Below are 23323 nucleotides of genomic sequence, written 5' to 3' on the forward strand. Positions count from 1 at the left end.
CTGAGTCAGAGGCATGGTTTCGATCCGAAGTGAGAAGAAGCATATGTATGGTCAAAAGAGAGTTCTTCATCTCGACGACGATCCAGCCTTTTTGAAACTGGCTTCGATCATCCTGCGCAAGGCATCTATTCAATCGGTGGGGTTAACGAATCCAAGACCGGTCAATCGAATGCTGCAAGAGAATGGGCTGCGAGTCGTACTTCTGGACATCGATTTACCTGATGTTCACGGATTGACCGTACTGCGCAACATCAAGGCCATGGACGCGGGGATACAGGTGATTATGTGCACCGCGGATGTCAACATGGACGTCCTTCGTCGGGCGGTCGAGTACGGTGCGGAAGATGTCCTGTTCAAACCGAGATTAACCCCGACGATGTTGATTGAATCCGTCGAGCATGCGCTCGGCAAAGTAGATCGGCTTTTGGGGACGATTGCTTGGCTAGAGCAGTTTCACGTCGTTTCCCAATAGAAAACAGGAACCCAGCGTCTAGAGAGTCTCGGGTTCAGCGGAGACCAACGACATCGCGTCGAGGAGACGGTCGCTGGCGATGGCAATATCTCGCAGCCCTTCGCCCGAATCAATCAAGCGTTCCACATCGGCAGCTAGATTCGTCAGTGCGGGAAATCCGTAGGCGCCAAAGGCACCTTTCAATTGGTGAGCGATTCTGCGAAGGGAAGGAAGATCCTTGGAACGCAACGCTTCACGAATCGCGGCATCCCGCAACCGCAAGTTCGAAACGAATTCGATCAAAACGGGTGTGAAATCAGGGTCGAACGCCAATGGCGAGTGCAGCTTCTTATTCATTAACATCAAAGTCCGATCGAGCTTTGGTATGATCGATCGCACTGAAGATGATACCTGGATGGGGAGATTGGCGGGGAAACCGAATCGGAGCGGTGTAGGAAGACAAATCCAAACCGCAACGGCTGACCGATTGTGGAGTTTCAGAGAAACATTCCCGGCCAAAGAAGAGTGTAGCAAATTGGCACAAACCAACCAAATCGGAAAACCGCAAATTCCCCAATGTCGGCCAAAATTAACGGACGTTCGAGTAGAGCGTTTCTTCTGCTGCGGCTGTAGCCGTATATCGACACAGCAGTTCCACGGCTTCAGCGCGGCTGGTTACTCCAAGTTTGGTTACGATCGATTTGAATCGATAGTGGACGGTTCTCACGCTCAGATCGAGTTCGCTACCAATCTGTTTCGTCGTTTTTCCCTGCGAGATTGCCGCGAGGATGCGGGATTCTTGGAAGGTAAGTCTTTCGGTTAGGATCATAGGTATTCCAAAAGAACGTGCTACTTTTCGTTTTGCATCCCTCAGGAGTGCTTCCTCGATCGACTGCTGTAGCAAGGCTTCGTCGATGGGTAAATCGAGCACATCCGTCATTCCCAAGCGAATGGCTCGAACGGCGTCAAAAGCCTTCCATCCGTAGGTGAGGAGGATGACTTCGATAGGATTGCTATGCAGTTGCAGGGTGTGAATAGTCGGGAGAATAGCTGCAAAAGACAATTCTGTTGGAATAACGACGACGGAATTCTCCGAGGAAGAGATGCCGGATCTCAAATTTTCCAAACGGAGAGTTGGACGCAGGTCGCAGCCGATTCGAAGGCATACGTTCTCAAGACGATCGAGAGAGGCCTCTAAGCTGGATGGCGCGTAAACAATGGGTCGGTAGTCTTGGGTAATTTTCTGAATCATGTATCTGCTCCAGAATCGATTGGGCGACGAGTAATTCGAGTTGCGAGAGTACAGGCACGATCACATGGATCTACTTCCGGTCCATCGGCATTACGGTGAGACTTGATTCGTTCAACTGATTTGTGATGCGGTAAGCCGAGCTAAAGAAATTACCTAGTCGACCGCATTTGACGCATTCCAACCTGTCATAAGTTGTGGGAAGCGGCAGGTCCTCTTGTGTTCGAGAATCGGGATCGGGTATCGAAAGTTACCCTGATGCTTGCTATCCACCCTGCAATGATCTGCAAACTATTCTGCGTAAACCGATTTCTCGTTCGGTTGTTGCCCAAACTGCATACGAGTGATCTGAGGCTCGGGTATGGGATGTTATAGGTAATCACCTGGGAAGGTGACATCCAGCGGAGCAGGCGTTTACGAAATGTGGAGGTCCGCAACGTGATGATTGACAAATTCACAAGATAGAATCATGGAACCGAAAATGGGGGCGACCATCATCAGGGGTGTACTGCAGCGAGCACGATGGGCAGAACGATTTCTGTTTCATCCCTCGATTCCTTACATTCCACTCAGCCTCCTGAGTTTGACGCTCATTGCGACTCTCTACTCCTACCACTACTTCTCGGTGCTGGAGGAACAGGAGACCCATAGTGATGTGGCGGATTCCATTTCACGCGTCGCTCATGCTCTCGAGAATCAGAGCTTGCAGATGGAACGACTCTCCATCGGACTTGCCTATTGTTCCAGCCTCATCGATTTCACGAACAAGCAGTATTTTTTGGAGGCTGTTGAAACATTTCAGGAGGAGAACCTGCTTCCGCAGGAAACTTGTCTGTTGGTGATCGACTTCGAAGGGCGGATTGTCAATCGACTAGATTTGGGTCTGCAAGAGCTCGAGCTAAAGGGTTTGGCCCATGAGATCCATTTCGCTATGAAGAAGGAGGATTCTCAACGGTTCAACCCCGTACCCGAAGCCATCTTGGGACTTCCTCAAGAGTTGGTGGGAGGGCCAAACAAGAATGATTTTTGGGTCGCCTCCTGCAATCGTATCAAAAGCAACCTAACGACGGATCCGTATACCCTTGCGCTCATCACGAAGGCCTCGAATTTTCTCAAGACCAATTCGATCCCTGAACAATCCGATCATCGAGTCCAGATCTCCGCGAAGCTGGTTCGAGACGGAAACATACCGAACAAATTCGTCTTCAATCCGACTCTTGGCAATTCCGAATCGCCATCGACGGCCCACATCCTGGCATCCAGTGTCTGGATTGGCAATATGGAGTGGACGGTGAAGGGAGGAGTACCAGAAAACAATGTTGGGTTTGCCGCATTCCGGCCTGGCATTCTCGCAGCATGCGTCTTGGTGGCTGGATTGCTACTCACTTCGATGATCACAAGAACGATCGGTGCATGCACATCCAGGATGTATAACATCCAACGACGGTTGGATATAGCGGCTCACGAAGTGAGCGAGGGATTGTGGTACTGGGATGCCCGCTCGCATGAACTCTGGTTCAATCCAAGGTTTTCGACCCTCCTCGCTGTGCGACCTCCACGAGAGCTTTCCCATTTGACCGAGTTCTTTGTGGAGCTAGCGATCGACGAGGACAAGCCCAAGTTAAAAGCGCTTTTTGCCGACCTTTTAGCAGACGGCTATCAAAAGGAATTCTCGTTTCGGATCGCCATTTCGACTGGAATCAGCGTATGGCGAAAGATTCGCTTGGCGTATCACCGCGACAAGAAGAACCAGATTTCCTATATCGCCGGATCGATTCAAGACGTCCATGGACAACGCATCACTGAGGAGCTTCTCGCACAAAGCGAACACCGATGGAAGTCAGCAGTGGAAGGGAACGGTGACGGCCTTTGGGACTGGGATATCGTGAGCGGCTCGGTCATTTTCTCCAATCTATGGAAGGAAATGATCGGATACACTCCCCATGAAATTGAAAATGACTTTTCTCAGTGGTTATCGCTCATTCATCAGGATGATGTTCCCTCGACCTTTGAGAAGCTGAACAAGCACTTGCGATCTGAGACCGAGCACTATGAGACTCAATTTCGTCTTCGGTGCAAAGACGGGACATGGAAGTGGATATTAGCCAGAGGGATGGTGGTGAGTCGCAACGAATATGGAGAAGCGCTGCGAATGATCGGAACCCACACCGACATCAGCACGAGGAAGGAGATTGAGGTACGGACCCAGCAGCTCGCGTCGATTGTGAACTGTTCTGGGGACGCGATCATACGAGAATCTCTGGATGGAATCATCGAGACTTGGAACCATGGTGCCGAATTGCTATTCGGTTATCCAGCCAACAGAGCCATCGGCAATCCATTGAAGATGCTCTATCGCGAGCAGGATGAAGGTGTCTATCAGAAATCCCACGACTCGGTCTGGAAGGGGGAAGTATTCCGGGTTTTGGATGCCTCCCTCGTTGCCGAAGATCGATCGGAACGTGCCGTTTCTATCGTTGCGTCTCCCATTTTCGATCCTCACGGTCGCGTGATTGCAGCGTCCTATATTTACCATGACATTTCAGATTTTAAAGTGTCCGCGGAACAGCTCAAAATCGCGCGCGAGTTAGCCGAACAAGCCAACCGAAGCAAAAGTGAGTTTCTCGCCAACATGAGTCACGAGATTCGCACTCCCATGACCGCCATCATTGGATACTCAAGTTTGATGAAGGATAGTCTAGCTCCGCACGATCTCCCTCGCGAATTCGAAGACTATATCGACACCATTCAGAGGAACAGCAAACATCTGCTATCGCTGATCAACGACATCCTCGACCTGTCAAAAATTGAGGCCGGAAAACTCGATATTGAGATTGCTGCCTTCAGCTTAAGGATTCTACTCGCAGATGTCATCGGCTCGATGCAAAGCAAAGCCATGGAAAAAGGAATACGTTTGGTTTTAGACACGCCTGAACCCTTCCCACTCACCGTGGTAACCGACCCGACTCGGTTGCGGCAGATCCTCATCAATTTGATAGGAAATGCGATCAAATTCACGCATGAAGGTATCGTTCAAGTACGGTGCGAATATGAACTCTCTCGGAGTACGCTAAGTGTTAGGATTCGCGACACGGGGATCGGTATGTCGGAGTCGCAAATGCAACGCTTGTTCCAACCGTTTCAGCAAGCCGACTCAACGACGAGCCGCAAATTTGGTGGCACAGGATTAGGACTCAGTATTAGCAAACGGCTGGCATCCATGCTCAAAGGTGACATCCGTGTTGAAAGCGTGTTAGGGGAAGGGAGTGTCTTTACGTTGGAAGTGCAGTGCAACGCGACTTTCAAGTCGGTTGGCTCCGTAGGTTCTACCTTACCTGTTGAGCAAGAAAAACCTCTCAACTCCGTGCACAGCGTGGTTGCAAACCCCACCGACCAACGGAGAAAGCGGCTAGACGGATTGCGAATACTATTGGTCGAGGATGGTCCGGATAACCAAAGGCTGATCACCTATTTCCTACAACGCGATGGCGCGGTGGTGACTTTGGCCAATGATGGTTTGGAAGCCTTCGAAAAGATCACGACTTCGATAGCAACCGATCCATTGAGCATAGCATTTGATGTGATTATCACCGATATCCAGATGCCAAATATGGATGGTATTGAGCTGACGAAAAGAGTTCGATCTCTCGACATCGACATTCCCATTATCGCGTTAACGGCAAATGCCATGAAGGGAGACAGCGATTTCTGTTTAGCAAACGGTTGTAGTTGTTACCTACCGAAACCGATCGATCGCGAATCGTTGATTTCCAGTTGTGAATCGTTCGCGGTTCCCCCTTTAGACCGATCGTTGGTTTCCATCCAAAGTGTTCAGACTCTTGGGTAGGGTGATTTTCATCCCAAGCCCCCGCGCACGACGTCTCGATGCGTGCATCGATCCGCGATGAGCACGCACAATCTCTGCCGATACGCTTAACCCGAGCCCCGTCCCACTTGGCTTGGTCGTGACATAGGGATCAAACATCTTCTCAAGGATTTCGTCGGACACTCCAACCCCGTTGTCGAGCGTCTGCAACTGGACCCATTCCTCATTCGTCCGAACACTGACTAAAAAAACGGGTCGTTTGGGACGTCCGCTATCCATGGCGTCGATGGAATTGCTGATGATGTTAGCAAGAACCTGTTGCAACTGGACGTAATCGCCCATGAAAACCCCCGCGTCATGGGGAATTCTCGTCTTGGTTACAACGCCTACTCGCTCAAACTCCTTCTCAAATAGCGCCAGCGTGTCGTTGATCAACGAAGCAATGTCAACACTGCCGAATGGGGCGATCTCTCTCCGAAGAAATTGTCGAAGTCGTGCGAGAACGCCGGATGCTCTCTGTGTTTGTTTTTCAAGAATGTCAATCGTGTGGTCCAGTTCTTCGTTGGTAAGATTCTGCTGCTGTAGGCCGATCCGTATTCCACCCAGGTAGTTCGCGATGGTCGCGAGCGGTTGATTGATCTCATGCGAAAGGGAATCAGCGACAAGGGTCGCAATCGAATTATTCTGGGCTCGAAATAGCTCCTCGCGACGGAGTGCGATCCTTCTTTGATTCTGAAAGCTACGCTCAATGTCTTTGAAAATGGCGGCGTACCCAATTTTCTCAGTACCTGGTCCTCTCAACGAAATGAATTTGAGATCGATCAAACGCGATTCTTCGACTTCCGGTGCAGGGCTGTGTAGAGACAAGCGAACGGTACCGTTCCACGTCATCTGGCTATTGAGGTGATTAAAGATGGACATGAGGAGATTGCGGCTACTGTGTTCCACAATGGGTTCTATCAGCATCCACTGAGTGATCGGGGTCCCAACCACTTCGTCCCAAGTTGCGGCGAACAATCGCAGCAAGGGATTATTGACAAAGATGATATGTTGGCGGTGGTCTAGTGCTAATGCGAAATCATCCAGTGCGTCGAGGAGGTTCAATTGCAGTAGACATTCTCGTTGCTTGAGAGACAAAGCATTTCTCAAGCACGCGCTCCATGCCTTGTTCACTTGGGCAATAAGCTCGTGAACCCCTTTGGGTTTTTCGATATAGGAAAAAACTTGGATTGCGAGCGCCCTCACAACACTTTCGTATCGAGTGTCAGAGGTGAAGATCAGGATCTTTACATCCGGGGATTGTGCTGCGATGGTTTGAGCGACATCCAGTCCGTTATCGTCCGACAACCCAACGTCGATAATGGCGACGGCAATGCGATTGCTTTCAACCAGACTCATCGCATCGATCGACGTTTCGCACACGGAGACTTGAAATCCAGATTTGTGAAGTGCGACCTGTAGAAGGGATCGGAGGTGATGGTCGTCCTCCACTAAAAGTACATTGGGTTCCATGGGAGCGATTGCTTTCGTGATCAGTCGCGGTATTTCAAGAGCTCGACTGTCGACCGCACCCCCAGCTTCCGCTTGAGGTTGGTTTTGTGGACTTCAACTGTCTTGCAGCTGATTCCTAGCTTGGCTGCGATCTGCTTGGAAAGCATTCCCTCGATGAGCAGGTTCATGACTTCACGTTCGCGCACAGAAAGAGAGTTTCGACGTTCAATCAAATCGAAACGTAGAACACGTTGGTTGGCAGATTGCGAGCTGTTGAAGACAGCCTCTTGAACCAGCGTTAAGAGCGTGGTCGAATCCACCGGCTTTTCCAAAAAATGCGAGGCGCCGAGTTTCATGGACTCGACAGCAACTGAGATTGTTCCAAAGCCGGTTAGAAAGATAAAAGGCTGTATAGAATTCAACGAATTCAAGTAGTGAGCGAGATCGATACCATTCTCTTCGCCGATTCGAAGGTCGAAGATGCAACAGCCGATGCGATCGGGGTCAAACGACTTCTGAAACGACTCTATATTGGCAAACGTTTGAACCTGCCATCCTGCTTTGCTTAAGAGATAGCATAGGCTTGCACGAACACCTTCGTCGTCGTCGACTACATATACGGTGGATTGACCGTAGAGGGTTTCGGTCACGAGAAGCCTCGCGATTGGTGAGAAAGTGAGGTTACTGATTGCCTGCGAATTCGGGCGACTCCGTTATTACATCCGATAGGAAGAAGAGCTACTACACGGATCGAAACGAAACCTTGTCATTTTTCCGAAATTCTTTCGGTCACCGTGCTCATTAGTTTTCCGTTGGAGAGCACCGAGACGATGCGAGCACCAATTGGGACGCTCTCCGCATCGAATTGAACCGATCCTGATTCGGCATCCAATGTGAGCGAATAGCCTCGCGCGAGTGTTTTTAGAGGGCTGAGCGCCTCGAGGACTTGTGCAAAGCGTTCCAATTGTTGTTGCGTTTGGTCCACTCGGCGGTCGAGAGTGTCGTCGAGATCGCGCATGACTTCGTCCAGGCGCTGCGTGGGTACTTCGAGCAATCGAAGTGGTTCGTCGACCACGGGGCGAGAGGTCATCGCGTCCAGCTTCGCGGTAGATCGCTCCCATTGGGCTTGAATTGCCAACCCAAGTCTCTCTCGCGTGATGTCGAGATAATCCAGAAACTCTTCCTTGCTAGGAGCGACGCGTTCGGCGGCTTCCGATGGCGTAAGGGCTCGGACATCGGCCGCGAGATCGCACAACGTAACATCAATCTCGTGCCCCACTGCGGATATGGTTGGGAGTGGGCAAGCGGCTACGGCTCGGACGACTTCTTCTTCATTGAAAGCCCATAGATCTTCGAGCGAACCTCCCCCCCGACCAACTACGAGGACATCCAACGGGGGATTGAGCATGGCCGCCACTTTGATTCCCTTGGCAATTTCCTCGGCCGCTCCTTCACCTTGCACTTTGGCTGGGATGATTATCACCGTTGCCAATGGCCATCGTCGCCGAAGAACTTGGGCAAAGTCGTGAATGGCCGCCCCCGATGGACTTGTTACGAATCCGATTCGCTGAGGAAAGCGAGGCAACGGCTTTTTGTTTTCCGCTTCGAAGAGCCCCTCTTTCTGAAGCTTCGCGAACAGACGACGGAACGCAGCCTGCAAAGCTCCGATGCCTTGCTCCTCGATCTTCTGCACGACGATCTGGTAGGTTCCGCGGGGGGCGTAGACATCGATTCGACCTTGGACGATGACAGCCATTCCTTCGCGAAGTTCGACGCCGAGTTTTTCCCAAGTCGATCGCCAGAGAACTGCAGCTAGCTGTCCCGATGCGTCTTTCAATGTGAAGTAGACATGCCCAGCAGACGATTGCACTAGGTTCCCGATTTCTCCCGATACCCAAACGGTCGGGATCGATTGGGTCACCAACTTCTTGACCCACTCGTTGAGCTGCGTCACGGAAAGGGGAGCGTCGGAGCTAGCCCCCGGAGCCGCCTTTGCTTTTTTGGCTCCTTTGGCTGAACGACTGGATGCACCGACCTCTTCATTACCAAAGAAGCTGTCTTCGTCTTCGCTCCAAAGAAATCCGCTCATAGGTGAATAGTTCCTGCTGAGGCGGCGAAGAACGGGGCTTCTCCGTCGATGGATTCACCGGTTTGAGCCCATGATTCCGCTTGCAGCGTGGCCGCCTCGAGACTGGACTCCACCTTCTCCCGCATCGCTTCGACTTCATCGCGCGAGATCTTCTTTGGGACTCGGATCGCCTCACCCATGATCGATCGAACTCTCGAGCCGGGTTTCGGGATTGCAAAACAGTCCCATGCTCGTTGGAAACGCCATGGGGCCTCGTACCCGCAACCGAGGGGGACAATTGGAATTCCAAGCAAACTGGCTAAGTAGATACATCCGCTGGATGCGACGCGTCGAGGGCCAAGCGGTCCATCGGGCGTAATCACCAAACTCTTACCGCGAAGCTGCTTGACGATCTTTAATACCGCCTGGGCGCCCCCATTGGCCGTCGAACCGCGCACTGCGTCGTATCCGAATCCTTTTGCAAGTCCGATTAACCAGTCGGCGTCTCGATGGCGACTGGCCAGAAGGACCAATCCCGTGTCGCGACGCATGCAGCAAGGAACCAACATGTATTCGTGCCAAAACACGTAGATTGCCGGGCCCGTAAAGCGATCCGAAATAGGATCGAGAGACGGATCGTCGCGCAAGATCTTTGCATCCAATGTTTGAGACCAGCCGACTAAGACTGACGCGATCGAATTCCCCGCAACGCGGATCGCCATTGCTCGCATCGCGGAACGCAATCGATTCACTATGGGCGTACCTGCCATCTTCCGGTGAATACCTCCGTCGCTGGCCCGGTCATGAAGACGTGGTTGGAGGCCTCATCCCAGCGGAGCATCAATTGCCCACCAAGTAGATTGTTAAGAATTGTGCGGTCGGTATGGCCAGTTAAAACACCCGCTACGCATACAGCGCTCGCCCCAGTCCCGCATGCCCAAGTCTCGCCGGAGCCTCGCTCCCAAGTTCGCTGGCGCACTTCACCGCGTGCCAGGACCTCGACGAATTCGACGTTGGTCCGTTTGGGAAATCGATCATCTCGTTCGATCAAGGGACCGATACCCAAGACCAATTCATCGGTCGCTTCCGGGACGAAAATTACGCAATGCGGGTTCCCCATGGAGACACAGGTCGCGTAGAGCTTATGCCCTCGATACTCGAGGGGAATATTGATCGCTGATTCGGTGGGTTGCACCAAAGTTGTCGGGATCTTGGCACCTTCGAGTCGGGGTTCCCCCATATCGACGGTAATGCGTTCCGCTAATCCGTCCTGGATGTCGAGCTCAAGCTGAAGAACTCCGGCGCCCGTCTCAATGGCGAGCCGTTCCTTCTTTGCGATACCGTGGTCGTGTACGAATTTGGCGACACAGCGAATACCATTCCCGCACATCTCCGACTCACTGCCATCGGCATTGAACATGCGCATCCGCGCGTCTGCCTTGTCGCTAGGCAAGATCAGAATCATGCCATCGCCACCCACGCCGAATCGGCGATGAGAGATATCGATCGCGAGCTTCTCCAGATCATCGGGAAGCTGTGTGTCAAATCCGTTGATGTACACGTAGTCGTTGCCGGCACCGTGCATCTTTGTAAATTCGATTGTTTTCGACATCATCCTTATCCAGGTAAACGAAATTCGGGATCCGCGATTCCCCGGATCAATTCTGCGAGACGACTATACATTTGCAACATGAGTTGCCAAGTCCCCAGATCGATCTCGATCTTGGGCTTCTTGTCGTGGATATGCACCGTTTCGATCACTTCGCCCAGCCGGGCATGAAAGTACTCGAACAACTCGGCGAGTTGCGCCGCTTGACTGGGGCTTAATCGATCCGGTAGTTGTGGGGGTTGGTTTAAATCTCGGAGCATTCGCACGGACTCTGCGAGCCCTGGAGCCAGATCGAAATCCCCGAGATCTTCGCTGGCAGCTCCCTTTTTGCTTTGTGCCTCTTCAATCGAAGTCTGGTTTTCCTGAACGCGCGACGCGATCTGCTCGTGGGTGCCAAACAACAGCATGCTTCGACCGACATGGATCAGGTCCCCAAATCGCAGGATACGAAGTTGGCAGTCCTGTCCGTTCACGCGAGTCCCATTCGTGCTTTCCAAGTCTGTCAGGACGAGGTGGTCGTTGTCTTCCTGAATCTTGCAGTGAAAGCGACTGATTCGCTCGTCATTGAGCTGAATCGAGTTTCCCTCCTCACGGCCGATCGTGATGGGGGTTTTGAGGTCGGAATAGACTTTCCCACGATCGGCTCCTTGAACAATCCGGAGCGTCAATTTCGTCATGCCCACCTCGAGTCTCAGTTGATGCGTTTCGTTGGGGTGCCGGGGCTACCCCTAAATCAATTGGTAAAGGCCAGGTCGTGTAGTTTAGCCTATCTGTCTTGCTCCCAAACCCACACTCTTATGAAATTGGCTACCGCTCCATACTACATCGGCGCACTGCGATTGCCAAAACCGGAGAAATAGTAAACGGCCCCGATCAACGACACACAAATAAGTAGCAGCCGGAGCGTCGTCGCCATGATCCAAGGAGAATAACCATCGGGAAGCGACGGGAGTTCTCGAAACAACCCTGCAATCGCAATCTCCAACACGCCTACGCCCCCCGGAGTGATCGGGAGGGTGGCGGCTGCCATGGCAGGTGGAATCGCTGCGAAGTGTTCCGCCGCCGTTGGCGCTTTCGAAAACAATGCGTTCGATATAAGGAAACACGCGAGCGTAAAACAAATATGAACGAGAAGGCTGGAGCCAATGACCTCGACGATCAACCGCGGTCTGCCATGAAACATCATGCAAGCCTTCGCTAGTCGGTAGATAGTATGCCCGGCCCCAGGGATTCGGCGGAGCCAGTGAAGTGGAATGCGTGCCCCGAAAATGCCTACCAGGGTCAAGATTCCCAATCCCAACCCGCTTAGAACCAAGGCGATCCACTGGATTGCAGATAGCCGCGGAGAGAGCGAGGGGGCGATGACCATTCCTCCGCTTGCCACCATCAACAGCCCCAACAGGCCGACCGCGCGATCGACCAAAACCGAGGCGACAACTTCGGTCTTCTTATCCTTCGCGCGCTGGGCTGCCTCGATCGCTTTGAATAGATCTCCACCTACGGAGCCAATACTCACTTGATTAAGGAGCGTGCCGAGGAATCCAAGCCGAACTGCACTGACGGTGGAGATGGGAACCCCAAGCCCGTTGACGAGCAACTGCCAACGCCAATAACTGATCAAGTGAGCGGTTAGAACAAAGAAAAAAGCGAGCCCCAGATACGACCAGTTCTTTTCCTGCTCGATAAATCCGTGCCAATCTTTCCGAGACTGAAGAACGATCCAAAGGACCGAAAGCCCCAAAATCGCAATCTTCAAGGAGGGCCAAAACCATTTGCGCCCTACCGCGTGCTTCGTTGCGAACGGTTCCCGTGGAGGGGCGCTGCTCATAGATATGTCGCAGGGATGGTGACGGAGAATGGTGAGGCGGATTCGCAGCGCTGGCCAAATCGCCGCTCGGAGATCCCTCACAGACACTGGGGTTAGGGAATCAAGCTAGCGAGTCAACGGACTCGCTAGCTCGGCCAACCTAAGGGCGACAAACGATCGCCAACTATTTACCGAGGATCGCAGCACCCAGTTTCGCCGCATTGTCGGTCTTTTCCCAAGTGAACTCGGGCTCATTGCGACCGAAGTGTCCACCCGAAGAAGTCTTCGAATAGATTGGGCGACGAAGGTCCAAGTACTCGATGATGCCGCGAGGGGTCAGATCAAAGAAGGATTGAACGACTTCACAAATCTTTTCGTCCGAGACCTTGCCCGAGCCTTGGGTATCCACACGGACGCTGACCGGCTTGCTAACGCCGATTGCATACGCGACTTGCACTTCGCAGCGATCGGCAACGCCTGATGCGACGATGTTCTTCGCAACATGCCGAGCCATGTACGCAGCGCTACGATCCACCTTGGTCGGATCCTTTCCGCTGAACGCTCCACCACCGTGGCGTCCCCATCCTCCGTACGTATCGACGATGATCTTACGACCGGTCAGACCGCTGTCACCATGAGGCCCACCCACAACAAACTTGCCAGTTGGATTGATGTGGTAAACAATGCTGTCCGAGACCAATTCCTTTGGCAAGCAGGGCTTGATCACCTTTTCAATGACGAAGTTCTTAATCTCTTCTTGAGAGACATGCGGAGCGTGTTGGGTCGAAACGACGACATTGTTGATACCGATTGGCTTGAAGCCATCGTATACCACCGAGACTTGGCTCTTCGAATCAGGCCGAAGCCAGTCGACTTCGTTGTTGAATCGAGCTTCGGTGAGCCGGTTTGTAATGCGGTGGGCCAACGCGATCGGAAGGGGCATCATTTCGGGGGTGTCATTGCACGCATATCCGAACATGAGACCTTGGTCGCCTGCGCCGATATCCTTTGCGTCGGAAGAGTCGACACCCATAGCGATGTCGGGACTTTGTTTGTCGAGCGCAACCATCACGTTGCAGGTCCGACCCGAAATGCCGGACTCGTCATCGTCGTAACCGACATCGAGAATCGCTTTGCGAACGACGTCCGCATAATCGACAATCGCTTTGGTCGTAATTTCGCCGACGATCAAAGCCAGACCGGTGGTGACGACGGTCTCGCAAGCAACACGGCTCATCGGGTCCTGGGCGAGCAGTGCGTCCAACACGCTGTCGGAAATTCGATCCGCCAACTTGTCAGGGTGACCCATCGATACAGATTCACTTGTAAAAATATACTTGCCCGAAGCCACGAACGACCTCCCGAGTAGGGAAATTAGGAAACAGGGATTGTTGAGAGATGGTAGTGTAACCCGAGTCTTGGGTTCCTTGAAGGTCCCAAACGGGCGACGCGGGGATATAATGATGGCATTCATGGTCCTATCTGCCTACATGGGCCCAAACCGGGAGCTGGCGAAAATGCACGTTTCACCGACGAGAGGACCGAGAGCGAGGGACAGAGCGAGTTGGAGAGGGTCCCTTCCCGTTATAGCGTTCCTCGCTTGGTTGGCCGGGAGCGAACTGGCTTTCGCGAAAACGATCATAACCCGCTTCTGCGATCCCTGGCGGGATAGCCAAAGCTCGACGCGAATCGAATGCGACTGCGAAGAAGGTATTTGGAACATCCGATTCGCCCTGAAAACCGTCGAAGGACACGAATCGGGCGGGACCAAAACCTCTGCCGGCGGCCCCTCCGAGCAGGAAAAACCTCCCTCGTCGGGGGTTGTGATGGCCTTCTCCAAAGATGCAAAATCTCCTCTATATTGCTTGGAATTCAGCGGATTGGAGGGGAACTCCCAAGCTCGATGGGACGCCCAAATCCGACGCAGGGACGGGAGAGTCAAGGAGAGGTGGAGAATCGAAGGTGTGGCGGTCCGGAGAGAAGGCCAGGATCCCGCCATGCAAGTGCTACACGTTCAGGTTCCGCTGCATGTTTTGAATCCCGTTTATGGTAAGTCCGTGGGGTGCACGGATTCGATTCGCGTTGCTTTGTTGCGGCGAACGGTCGTACAGAATCGGCCCGTCTGGAGTTCATGGCAGTACTTGACCGATCAGGAGGGAAGCCCGTGGTGTCCTTCTGCGTTCGGCACTCTTCCGGTCGACTCGGAAACCGATCAGGATTTTTCGTTGCCTGAAGAACCCATGACCTCAAAGACCTTCCGGTTGGCAGCCAACCAGATGCGTAGGGAGTTTCGCCAATACCTAGACGACTCCAAACTACAGGAACGAACCGTAAATTGGTACGACCAACTGGGGCAGTTTCCTGAATTTAATCCTAAATGGCTTGTGCTCGACTCGCCAGGCCCATCGCATTCGTCCTCATCATCTCTCCGCTTGCCAAAGGAGGGGTGGATAGGATTGCCATTCAGCCTGCACGCAAGGTTCGCCGAGGAAGGAACGACCCAGCGAGCGTGGAAGATCGAGCTCACGCGGGAAGACCGATCCGCAGGTAGCTGGGTGATGGAATGGCTAGGTCAGGGGAGTTTCGGCGTCATTCGCTGGAAGCTCCCCTCTGGGGCGGCCGGTAAGACAGAGGTGAGGGAGGCAATCGTTTCGTTTTCCCCGACCACCCATCCGAACCGCGAACCCCGTGACGTGGTGATGACCTACCGCGGAACGGCCAATCTATTGGATTTAGATGTGTACCTCGATGGAGCCCGTGCCGCAGTATCGGTGCTGGAAAGCCCTGCCCCCTGGGAGTTCACCGACGGAGCGCAGGGGTCTTGGGAAAGTCAGGTCGATTGGAAGCTTTCCATCAGCGGGAGCGCAGTCGAATCGCTTCAGGTCTATCGCGCGTCGCTAACCCCGATCGAGGCGCTCGGTTTGATTCCCGATGCTCCCTTTGTTTCTTGGTCTGAATGGAGGCCAGAGGATCAGAGACTATGGATAGAACACTTCGCAGAACGCGAAGATCGGGATGGAGGTTATTTGTTGGAAAGTCTGCTTCATTATTCGGAAAGTGCGATGCGAGCGGCCAAAGGCAACAACGCTAGCAATTCCAAGGTTGACAATCACAAGTAAGCCTACGGGGGGTTGGTATTGTTCCGGGGCGAATGAAGGGGCTAGACTGCCCTTTTACCGCCGAAGCCTCTGACCATCCCGATGCCAAACGCAGCTCCGGAAGTTCTCGTCACGAACTTTCACCGAAGATTTACAGGAGTATCCGCAACCGCAGACGCGGTGCTGTGCGGTATGCATCGCTACTTTTCGACGCGTCTCGTGGGGAGGCCTCTTCCATCGGCGCCGCAGGTGTTGAGCTTGCATTCGGCATTGTTGCTTTCTCGGCGTCCGCCTCCCAATCGGCCCTTCTCGATATGGCATGTGCGCCGGAATCTAGAGATGGCGATCGTGATCTTTGCGAGAGATCATTTGAGGCTCCCGATCCGCATCGTGTTTACATCTGCCGCCCAACGTCGCCATTCACGAGTGCCTCGCGAGTTGATTTCCAGGATGGATGCAGTCGTCGCGACCACAGCCCAAGCGGCGTCGTATGTCCCGCACTTGGCAAGTGTGGTTCCGCATGGAGTCGACACCACGCGTTTTTATCCTGCACCCGATCGGTCCATCGCTTGGAAGAATCTAGGACTGCCCGGCTCGTCTGGCATAGGGATAGTCGGACGCATTCGGCATGAAAAAGGGACCGACTGCTTTGTGGAGGCTATGTGCCGTGTACTGACCCAGCGCCCTGATTTTACGGGGGTGATCGTGGGGCGAGCGATGCCATCGGATGCGTCCTTTGAGCAGCAACTTAAGCGACGGTTGGAGATGGCCGAATTGAAGAATCGCGTTCTGTTTTTGGGTGAACAACCGCGGGATCGACTCCCTGAAATCATGCGATCCCTGTCGCTGCTCGTCGCGTCGCCTCGCTACGAGGGTTACGGAATGACACCATTGGAAGCGATGGCAAGCGGAGTGCCGGTCGTAGCTACCGACACCGGTGTTTACCGTCAAATCATCGACGACGGTAAGAATGGCTACGTCGTCTCGATCGACGATATCGACGGGTTGACCAACGCGATCCTCCAAGTTACCCGCGATACAGATCAGATGCACCGAATGGGCATCTACGCGCGCGACGTGGCAACCTCTCGCTTATCGATCGACACAGAAGTCTTAGGATATGCGGACGTCTACGAACGACTTTGGAAAGGTGAGGTATTCCCATGATCGAAAAGACAAAGGCCTTTGTCATCTCATTACCGAGAGCTGTCCATCGCCTCCCTCAAGTCAATCGAATTGTTAAATCCTCCACTTGGCCGATCGAAATCCTCGAAGCCGTGGACGGTGCTGCGCTTTCGAAGGAGGAAGTCGAGGCGGTTTATCAACCCAGGCGTTTCCGACCTATGTATCCCTTCTCGTTACGAAGAGGGGAAATAGGGTGCTTTCTAAGTCACCGCAAAGCTTGGTTGCGAATATTGCGTGATGGTTTAGACGCAGCATTGATCTTGGAAGACGATATCGAATTGGAACAGCCACAGTTTGACGGTACGCTTGAGTTCGCCAGAGTGCATGCGGAGCAAGGGGACTATATTCAATTGCAGGTTCGTGAGACGGGCCCTCATCCAGTTTGCATCGAGCGAATTGGCAAGGATGGGTATCGACGCCAGTTGGTGCAGCCAACAGTCGTGCCACTTCGAACGACCGCTCAATTGGTCACCCGCGACGCCGCATTCCATTTGTTGGACGCCACGCGCGTATTCGATCGCCCTGTCGATACATTTTTACAGATGGTATGGGAAACAGGAGTCCGAATGCGGATCGTTGAACCCTCCTTCGTCTGCGAGGTTTCCGAACAACTTGGTACGAACACCATCGGACACACGTCACACGGTATTCATTGGAATCGATTGCGACGCGAATTCCTAAGACCCTGGTATCGCCAACGCATTCGCGCGAAATCTCGTGGTATGGCGAAGCGGGAAGGCGAGAGAACTATTGCACCTTGCTCTCGCGCAGCATGATTATCTCTCGATTAAGCGGCGGACTGGGGAATCAGATGTTTCAAGCAGCGGCGGGCGTCGCCCTGGCTCGTCGTTTGAACCAACCTCTCCTGTGCGATGCTCGGCCCCTCCAGCTAGATGCTTCCCGAAACCTAGGGCTGAATTCATTTCAATTCGATGCACCGATCCTCCCCCATTCGGCGGAACTGACCCCCAGTCATACCGCTACCGCTTTACCACCTCTGAAACGCGGCAGCCTCTCCTTCCTGCTTTGGACAATTCGCAATCGGTCGCGTGTCCTTTATGTGCGGGAAAAGGAACTCGCCTACCACGACGTTCTGAATCGTTTGTCATCCTCGGAACCTAGATCCATTTATCTTCATGGATTCTGGCAGTCCCAGCAGTACTTCGCGTGGTGTGGGGACGAGATTCGAAGGCTCTTTAGCTTCCGCGAGAAGCCCTCGATGGAGAACGAGCCTGCTCGCGAGCGTATTCGATCAAGCAAGTCGATTGCCATTCATGTTCGCCGTGGAGACTACGTCACCAATCCGAAGAATCGTGCAATCTACGCGACTTGCTCATTAGACTACTATCGACGCGCGATCGCTTACCTCGTCGAACAATTGGGACAGGAGCATGTTCAGGCCTTTGTGTTCTCAGACGACCCTGACTGGGTCCAGAACAATCTTGATATTCCGATCCCCAAAACGGTGATTCGGCACAACACGGATTCCCCGGTCGAGGACCTGCGACTTATGTCTTGTTGCCAACATCATGTTCTGGCCAACAGTACCTTCAGTTGGTGGGGGGCATGGTTAGCGTTCCATCCACATCAACTCGTAGTCGCACCCAGAGTATGGTATCATGGCCGCCCGCGCGTCGACGACAGTATTGTTCCTCCGACTTGGGTCCGATTGGATTGAATAGCAGCGAGTCCGAACCTTCATTTCGTATTTGGGTAGCCCAATCCAGGTCACCGATGACGCTCTACACGAGGACATGTCCAAGTCCGAACGTGATCCGCGATCATCATCTCGAAACGTTTCGCCAAACCATCCGCCCGAACGTGAGCGATTGGTTAGTGTGCCACGAGCCATTTCGCGAGCGAGAATCAACTCTCATTCCTAAGCATCGTCGAATCATGCTGATGGGGGAACCCTCCTCGCTGGCTCGAATCGATTTGCGATTTCTCAACCAATTCGGCATTCTGGTGTCTCCTTTCCATGTACCGGGGTTTCAAGGGACAACGATCGTTTCGCAACCAGGATTGCCTTGGTTTTTCGGCTGGAACCGATCGGAAAATCGATGGCTAGATTTTGCTCAGCTTCAAAAGATGGAGTCGATACAAAAGAGACCGGATATATCGGTCGTCGTCTCCAACAAGTCGTTTCACCGGGGACATCGGATTCGACTGCAGCTGGTGAGGATCCTTCAGCAGCGACTAGGTGAGCGATTGCAAGTTTTTGGAAAGGGCATTCGAGAGGTTGCAGACAAACGGGACGCAATCGCTCCTTATCAATATCATCTCTCGCTTGAAAACAGCACCGAGCCGAATTACTGGAGTGAGAAGCTTTCGGACGCTTATTTGGGAGGGGCATTTCCTATCTATTTGGGGTGCACCAACATCGAGCGGTGGTTTGCTCCGGAATCGATGTATCGCATCGAGTTGGACGAGAGGCTGGCTGAACCCAAGCTATCGATTGCGTTAGAGAATATTGCTGAACGAATAGCGGAATGGCTCGATAGCGATCCGTACCCCAGGCACATTCATGCACTTCGCGAGGCCCGAGAGCGCGTTTTGCACGACCACTCGTTTTTCGCAGTCTTGCGAGATGCGATCATTACGCTTGGGGAATCTGCGGGAGTTCCAAATCTTGACACCCCAGACTGGATGCAACCGCAGGCGTCCCCGAAGGGACGTGAGCGGTGGTGGCGAGAGTTAACGAGGGTTTATCACAAATGGACGACTCGCAGTCCGCGAGTCGCCCCGTCGCCGACTCGGGACTAGACCTGTTTCCGCATACAACAGTTCTTGTACTTCTTTCCAGAACCGCAGGGGCAGTTATCGTTTCGGCCGATTCGGTCCCCTCGATGGCGGATGGTCGGAATTGCAGTCTCCTCGGTACCTGCACGTTCGGCCTGTTCTAGGTCCCGTTCCTTTTCGGCCATCAGATCGGATTGTTCAGCCGCGAGGGCTTGTCGAATATCGAACTCGTCGTGTCGGGCGCTGGTTTCCACCCAAGCATCGGCAACGATATCGGAATCGATCGCTTCCATTCGGAAGATGACGTCGGTCATTCTCTCGCCGATCGAAAGCCACATTTGATCGAAGAGCCGCATCCCTTCCCGTTTGTATTCGACTTTGGGGTCCATCTGACCCATGCTACGGAAGTTCACGCCCGCGCGGACATGGTCCATCGCGAGCAAGTGGTCCTTCCAAGCGGAATCGAGTTGGGTTAGGAGAACGGTTCGTTCGACGCGTCGGATTTCTGGGAAGTATCGATCGTCGATGGTCTGTGTCATGCGGTTGATGAACTCTTTGCGTGTCCAATCGCGCATCGATTCCGACTCCCCGGACCAACGCAGGGCTTGGCGAGCCCAATCCGCAACTTTGTCGATTTCGGCTTGGTTGCGTTGGAACAGAGACTTCAAACTCTTGGATTCATCTCGGCCGAACAACGCATTCGCTTTTTCGGCGACGACTTGGCGAAGCGCAAGTCCTTTTTCGACCGACTTCTTCGAAATGGCCACCAAGGCTTCAAAGGATTGATTGGGATCCTCGGTGAGTGTTTCGCCTGCGTTGGGATCTTCGAAACGAGCCATAGCCCAGTTTGCCACGGCGGCACCATCGATCGAATACGAATCGGGGGCCGTCATGCTGCTGAAGCGACGGAAGGCCATCAGAACCGGGAACTGGCTTTCTCGTTCGCTATAGGTGTCTTCTGCGAGTTTGAGCAGCTTTTTGGCGATCTGCTCAGGCTCTTGACCTTTGAGTTCATCGACGTTGACTGGAATACCAAACTTATTAGCCATCCATCCCGCGAGGGATTTCAATCCGAAATCATCGGTGAGAAATACTTCGCCTTCCGAGAGATCGATCGATTCGATGTATTTGGTCGCGCTCTCAATCAACTCTTCGTCCATGCGATCGCGATCGATTTTCTTCAGCGAGCTCACAGTGTAGGTCGTGTTGAACCTCGCATTGACCCATTTGGTCATCGCTTCCCAATTCCACTCGGACTGTTCCGTTTCGAGAGGAAGGTTTTCATCAATGGCATCAAGAATTTGCGTCTCGGCGGCTCGTTCCGTCTGATCCTTCGCGTACAGCACGGCGGTGTTCGGTTCAACTCCTCGGAAGTCTTTGGGATCGAGCTGAACGCCGAGTCGTGCGCCGGCCCATTTGGCATAGGACTCCGCACCGAAGAGAGGATCGCAGTATTGTTCGACATTGCTGTGAATCTGCTCGCGGAGCTGGTTCATCACCAAATCGCGGCAACTGGTTCCGTCCAAGATCTCCTGCCGATAGCCATATACCCTTTTGCGTTGGTAATCCATGACTTCGTCGTATTCGAGCAAGCTCTTTCGAGCTTCGAAGTTTCGCTCTTCGACCTTCTTCTGGGCTCCCGAGATTCGTTTCGAAACATATGGGCTTTCGATGGCCTCTCCATCACCCATGCCCATTCGTTTCATCCATTCGCGAACCCATTCGCCGGCGAAGATACGCATCAAATCGTCTTCGAGCGACAAATAGAAGCGGCTGGAACCCGGGTCACCCTGGCGGCCGCAACGACCTCGAAGCTGCAGATCGATGCGTCGGGATTCGTGACGTTCGGTTCCGACGACGTAGAGACCACCCTTTTTGCGAACTTGTTCCCCTTGGGCTTTCATATGTTCGCGCTGTTCGATTTCGTGGACCAGCGATTCCCATTCCTCCTTGGGGACTTCCAATCGGGTTGGGTAACGGTCTTGAAGCTGCGCCCAAGCCATGGTTTCGGGATTTCCACCGAGAATAATGTCGGTACCGCGTCCAGCCATGTTGGTCGCGATTGTAACCGCCCCCATGCGTCCGGCCTGGGCAACGATCTCCGCTTCACGTTTGTGTTGCTTCGCGTTGAGGACTTCCGCCTTTACGCCTCGTTGATCAAGCAATTTCGCGAGCTTTTCACTCTTTTCAATCGAGACGGTACCGACGAGGATCGGGCGACCGGAGTATTCGATCTCGCTGATCTCCGTACGCGGAACCGTAACCAACTCCTTGGAGTCCGATTTTTTGATAGCGACTTCAGCATCGCTTTCCGATTGAATCGTTCCTACCAGAGCTCCCTTGCTCCGGTCGAGATATCGGATCGTATCGAACTTATGAACCCGTTCGACTTCGTCCGCGACGGCATTGAATTTTTCTTGTTCGGAAAGATAAATGGCATCCGGGAATTCGATGCGTTGCAGTCCCCGGTTGGACGGGATGGCGATCACTCCCAGCTTATAGATTTTGTTGAACTCGTTCGCTTCGGTCATGGCCGTTCCGGTCATTCCGGCGATCTTGCGATAGAGCTTGAAGAAGTTCTGGAGGGTGATGGTTGCGAGAGTTTGGGTTTCCTCCTTGATTTGCACCCCTTCTTTGGCTTCGACCGCCTGGTGCAAACCATCGCTCCACTGGCGTCCTTCCATCAGTCGGCCGGTGAATTCGTCAACGATGATAATCGCGCCATCTTTGACGACGTAGTTGACGTCCTTCTTGTACAGGTGGTGGGCTTTGAGGGCGTTATCCAACAAGTGGGGCCACTCCATGTTTCCGACCGTGTAGAAGCTTTCGACGCCGGCCAAATTCTCGGCTTCTCGAATCCCTGCATCGGTCAAATTCACCGTGTGATCTTTTTCGTTGACAACGAAATGATCCTCTCTCTTTAGCGCGCGAGCGACTTTATCGGCGTCCGCATATTTCCCCATATCTCGTGCCGCGCTACCGGAGATGATGAGCGGCGTTCGAGCTTCATCGATTAGGATGTTGTCAACTTCGTCGATGACCGCGTAGTTCAAGGGACCTTGGACCTGTTGCTGTTCGGGTGGGAACCGATGATCGCCGCGCGAGGCCATGCGCATGTTGTCGCGCAAATAATCGAATCCCAATTCGTTGTTGGTAGCGTAGGTAATGTCCGCTGCATAGGACTGCTGCCGTTGCGAATTGGACATTCCGCTCTGGATGCTACCGACGGTGAGTCCAAGCCCCATATAAAGAGGGGCCATCCACTCCATATCCCGTCGTGCCAAGTAGTCGTTGACGGTAACGACATGGACGCCCTTTCCTTCCAATGCGTTGAGGTAGGCAGGAAGTGTCGCAACGAGCGTCTTTCCTTCCCCGGTGATCATTTCGGCGATATTCCCACCATGAAGAACCATTCCTCCGATGAGCTGCACGTCGTAATGACGCATTTTGAGGAATCGTCGGCCCGCTTCACGGCATGTTGCAAACGCTTCCACGAGGATGTCTTCCAAGGTCTCCCCGTCGGCTAGACGCTTGCGAAATTTAACCGTCTGCTCTCGGAGTTCCTCATCGCTGAGGGCGCTCATTTTTGGCTCAAGTTCGCCAATGAGTTTGGCGAGCTCATTGAATCGCTTGATCTGTCTGGAGTTAGCGGATCCAAAGAAAACCGTCAGGCCTCGATCCAGTCCTCCCAATACTCCGTTGACGGCATTGGAAGTCCCTTCCCAGATTTTTTCGAGCAGTTGCATTTTGCGGACAGATCTTAGAGAAACAAAGTGCGGCGGAAACCGCAGGAGGAGTCG

General features: G+C 53.2%; 18 protein-coding genes. 7 read left to right on the forward strand and 11 right to left on the reverse strand.

From position 1 onward, the window contains the following. Positions 1 to 13 precede the first annotated feature (13 nt). Positions 14 to 472, forward strand: a complete 459-nt coding sequence (locus VN12_RS02865) for a response regulator (protein WP_146675411.1) — start codon at positions 14 to 16, stop codon at positions 470 to 472. A gap of 18 nt (positions 473 to 490) precedes the next feature. Here VN12_RS02865 and VN12_RS02870 read toward each other — a convergent pair whose 3' ends face one another. Then, entirely contained in the window at positions 491 to 808 is a 318-nt protein-coding gene (locus tag VN12_RS02870; protein WP_168164178.1) for an Hpt domain-containing protein, read from the reverse strand. A 232-nt stretch (positions 809 to 1040) separates the two neighbouring features. Further along, a complete protein-coding gene (locus VN12_RS02875) occupies positions 1041 to 1703 on the reverse strand; it encodes a LuxR C-terminal-related transcriptional regulator (RefSeq protein WP_146675413.1) in 663 nt (220 codons plus the stop codon). Between the two features lie 466 nt (positions 1704 to 2169). Here VN12_RS02875 and VN12_RS02880 point away from each other — a divergent pair, with 466 nt between their 5' ends. After that, positions 2170 to 5547, forward strand: a complete 3378-nt coding sequence (locus tag VN12_RS02880; RefSeq protein ID WP_146675414.1) for a PAS domain-containing protein — start codon at positions 2170 to 2172, stop codon at positions 5545 to 5547. Here the strand turns inward: VN12_RS02880 and VN12_RS02885 are convergent. The 8 genes from VN12_RS02885 to metK form a co-directional block, all read right to left on the reverse strand. Further along, positions 5500 to 7038 carry a hybrid sensor histidine kinase/response regulator gene (locus VN12_RS02885; protein ID WP_146675415.1) on the reverse strand — a complete coding sequence of 513 codons (1539 nt, stop codon included), beginning with the start codon at positions 7036 to 7038 and terminating at the stop codon, positions 5500 to 5502. The genes VN12_RS02880 and VN12_RS02885 overlap by 48 nt on opposite strands. 20 nt (positions 7039 to 7058) lie before the next feature. After that, entirely contained in the window at positions 7059 to 7667 is a 609-nt protein-coding gene (locus tag VN12_RS26695; RefSeq protein ID WP_315850184.1) for a response regulator transcription factor, read from the reverse strand. 116 nt (positions 7668 to 7783) lie between these two features. Beyond that, a complete protein-coding gene (xseA, locus tag VN12_RS02895) occupies positions 7784 to 9106 on the reverse strand; it encodes an exodeoxyribonuclease VII large subunit (RefSeq protein ID WP_146675416.1) in 1323 nt (440 codons plus the stop codon). Then, positions 9103 to 9855 (reverse strand): lysophospholipid acyltransferase family protein, encoded by a 753-nt coding sequence (locus VN12_RS02900; protein ID WP_146675417.1) that lies wholly within the window; start codon positions 9853 to 9855, stop codon positions 9103 to 9105. The genes xseA and VN12_RS02900 overlap by 4 nt, the downstream gene beginning before the upstream one ends. Further along, entirely contained in the window at positions 9837 to 10700 is an 864-nt protein-coding gene (gene dapF / locus VN12_RS02905; RefSeq protein WP_240491308.1) for a diaminopimelate epimerase, read from the reverse strand. Before dapF ends, VN12_RS02900 begins: the two co-directional genes overlap by 19 nt. Before the next feature lie 2 nt (positions 10701 to 10702). Next, on the reverse strand, positions 10703 to 11371 hold the full coding sequence (locus VN12_RS02910) for an FHA domain-containing protein (RefSeq protein WP_146675418.1): 669 nt from the start codon (positions 11369 to 11371) through the stop codon (positions 10703 to 10705). A gap of 143 nt (positions 11372 to 11514) precedes the next feature. Further along, positions 11515 to 12522 carry a lysylphosphatidylglycerol synthase transmembrane domain-containing protein gene (locus VN12_RS02915; protein ID WP_146675419.1) on the reverse strand — a complete coding sequence of 336 codons (1008 nt, stop codon included), beginning with the start codon at positions 12520 to 12522 and terminating at the stop codon, positions 11515 to 11517. Positions 12523 to 12685: 163 nt separating this feature from the next. Further along, positions 12686 to 13852, reverse strand: coding sequence for a methionine adenosyltransferase (gene metK, locus VN12_RS02920; RefSeq protein ID WP_205855175.1), 1167 nt, complete (start codon positions 13850 to 13852; stop codon positions 12686 to 12688). 646 nt (positions 13853 to 14498) lie between these two features. Between metK and VN12_RS02925 the strand changes: the two genes are divergently transcribed. The 5 genes from VN12_RS02925 to VN12_RS02945 all read left to right on the forward strand — a co-directional run bounded on the left by VN12_RS02925 (position 14499) and on the right by VN12_RS02945 (position 19547). After that, positions 14499 to 15620 (forward strand): hypothetical protein, encoded by a 1122-nt coding sequence (locus VN12_RS02925; RefSeq protein WP_205855176.1) that lies wholly within the window; start codon positions 14499 to 14501, stop codon positions 15618 to 15620. An 81-nt stretch (positions 15621 to 15701) separates the two neighbouring features. Then, positions 15702 to 16766 carry a glycosyltransferase family 4 protein gene (locus tag VN12_RS02930; RefSeq protein WP_146675422.1) on the forward strand — a complete coding sequence of 355 codons (1065 nt, stop codon included), beginning with the start codon at positions 15702 to 15704 and terminating at the stop codon, positions 16764 to 16766. Further along, positions 16763 to 17560, forward strand: coding sequence for a glycosyltransferase family 25 protein (locus VN12_RS02935; protein WP_146675423.1), 798 nt, complete (start codon positions 16763 to 16765; stop codon positions 17558 to 17560). Before VN12_RS02930 ends, VN12_RS02935 begins: the two co-directional genes overlap by 4 nt. Further along, on the forward strand, positions 17557 to 18462 hold the full coding sequence (locus VN12_RS02940) for an alpha-1,2-fucosyltransferase (protein WP_146675424.1): 906 nt from the start codon (positions 17557 to 17559) through the stop codon (positions 18460 to 18462). The genes VN12_RS02935 and VN12_RS02940 overlap by 4 nt, the downstream gene beginning before the upstream one ends. A 56-nt stretch (positions 18463 to 18518) precedes the next feature. Further along, on the forward strand, positions 18519 to 19547 hold the full coding sequence (locus VN12_RS02945) for a glycosyltransferase family 10 domain-containing protein (RefSeq protein ID WP_168164179.1): 1029 nt from the start codon (positions 18519 to 18521) through the stop codon (positions 19545 to 19547). Here VN12_RS02945 and VN12_RS02950 read toward each other — a convergent pair. Continuing rightward, on the reverse strand, positions 19544 to 23269 hold the full coding sequence (locus VN12_RS02950; RefSeq protein WP_146675426.1) for a preprotein translocase subunit SecA: 3726 nt from the start codon (positions 23267 to 23269) through the stop codon (positions 19544 to 19546). The two genes, VN12_RS02945 and VN12_RS02950, sit on opposite strands and share 4 nt — an antisense overlap. Between the last annotated feature and the right edge of the window lie 54 nt (positions 23270 to 23323).

The organism is Pirellula sp. SH-Sr6A, from assembly GCF_001610875.1.
Taxonomy (GTDB): Bacteria; Planctomycetota; Planctomycetia; order Pirellulales; family Pirellulaceae; genus JBKCUI01.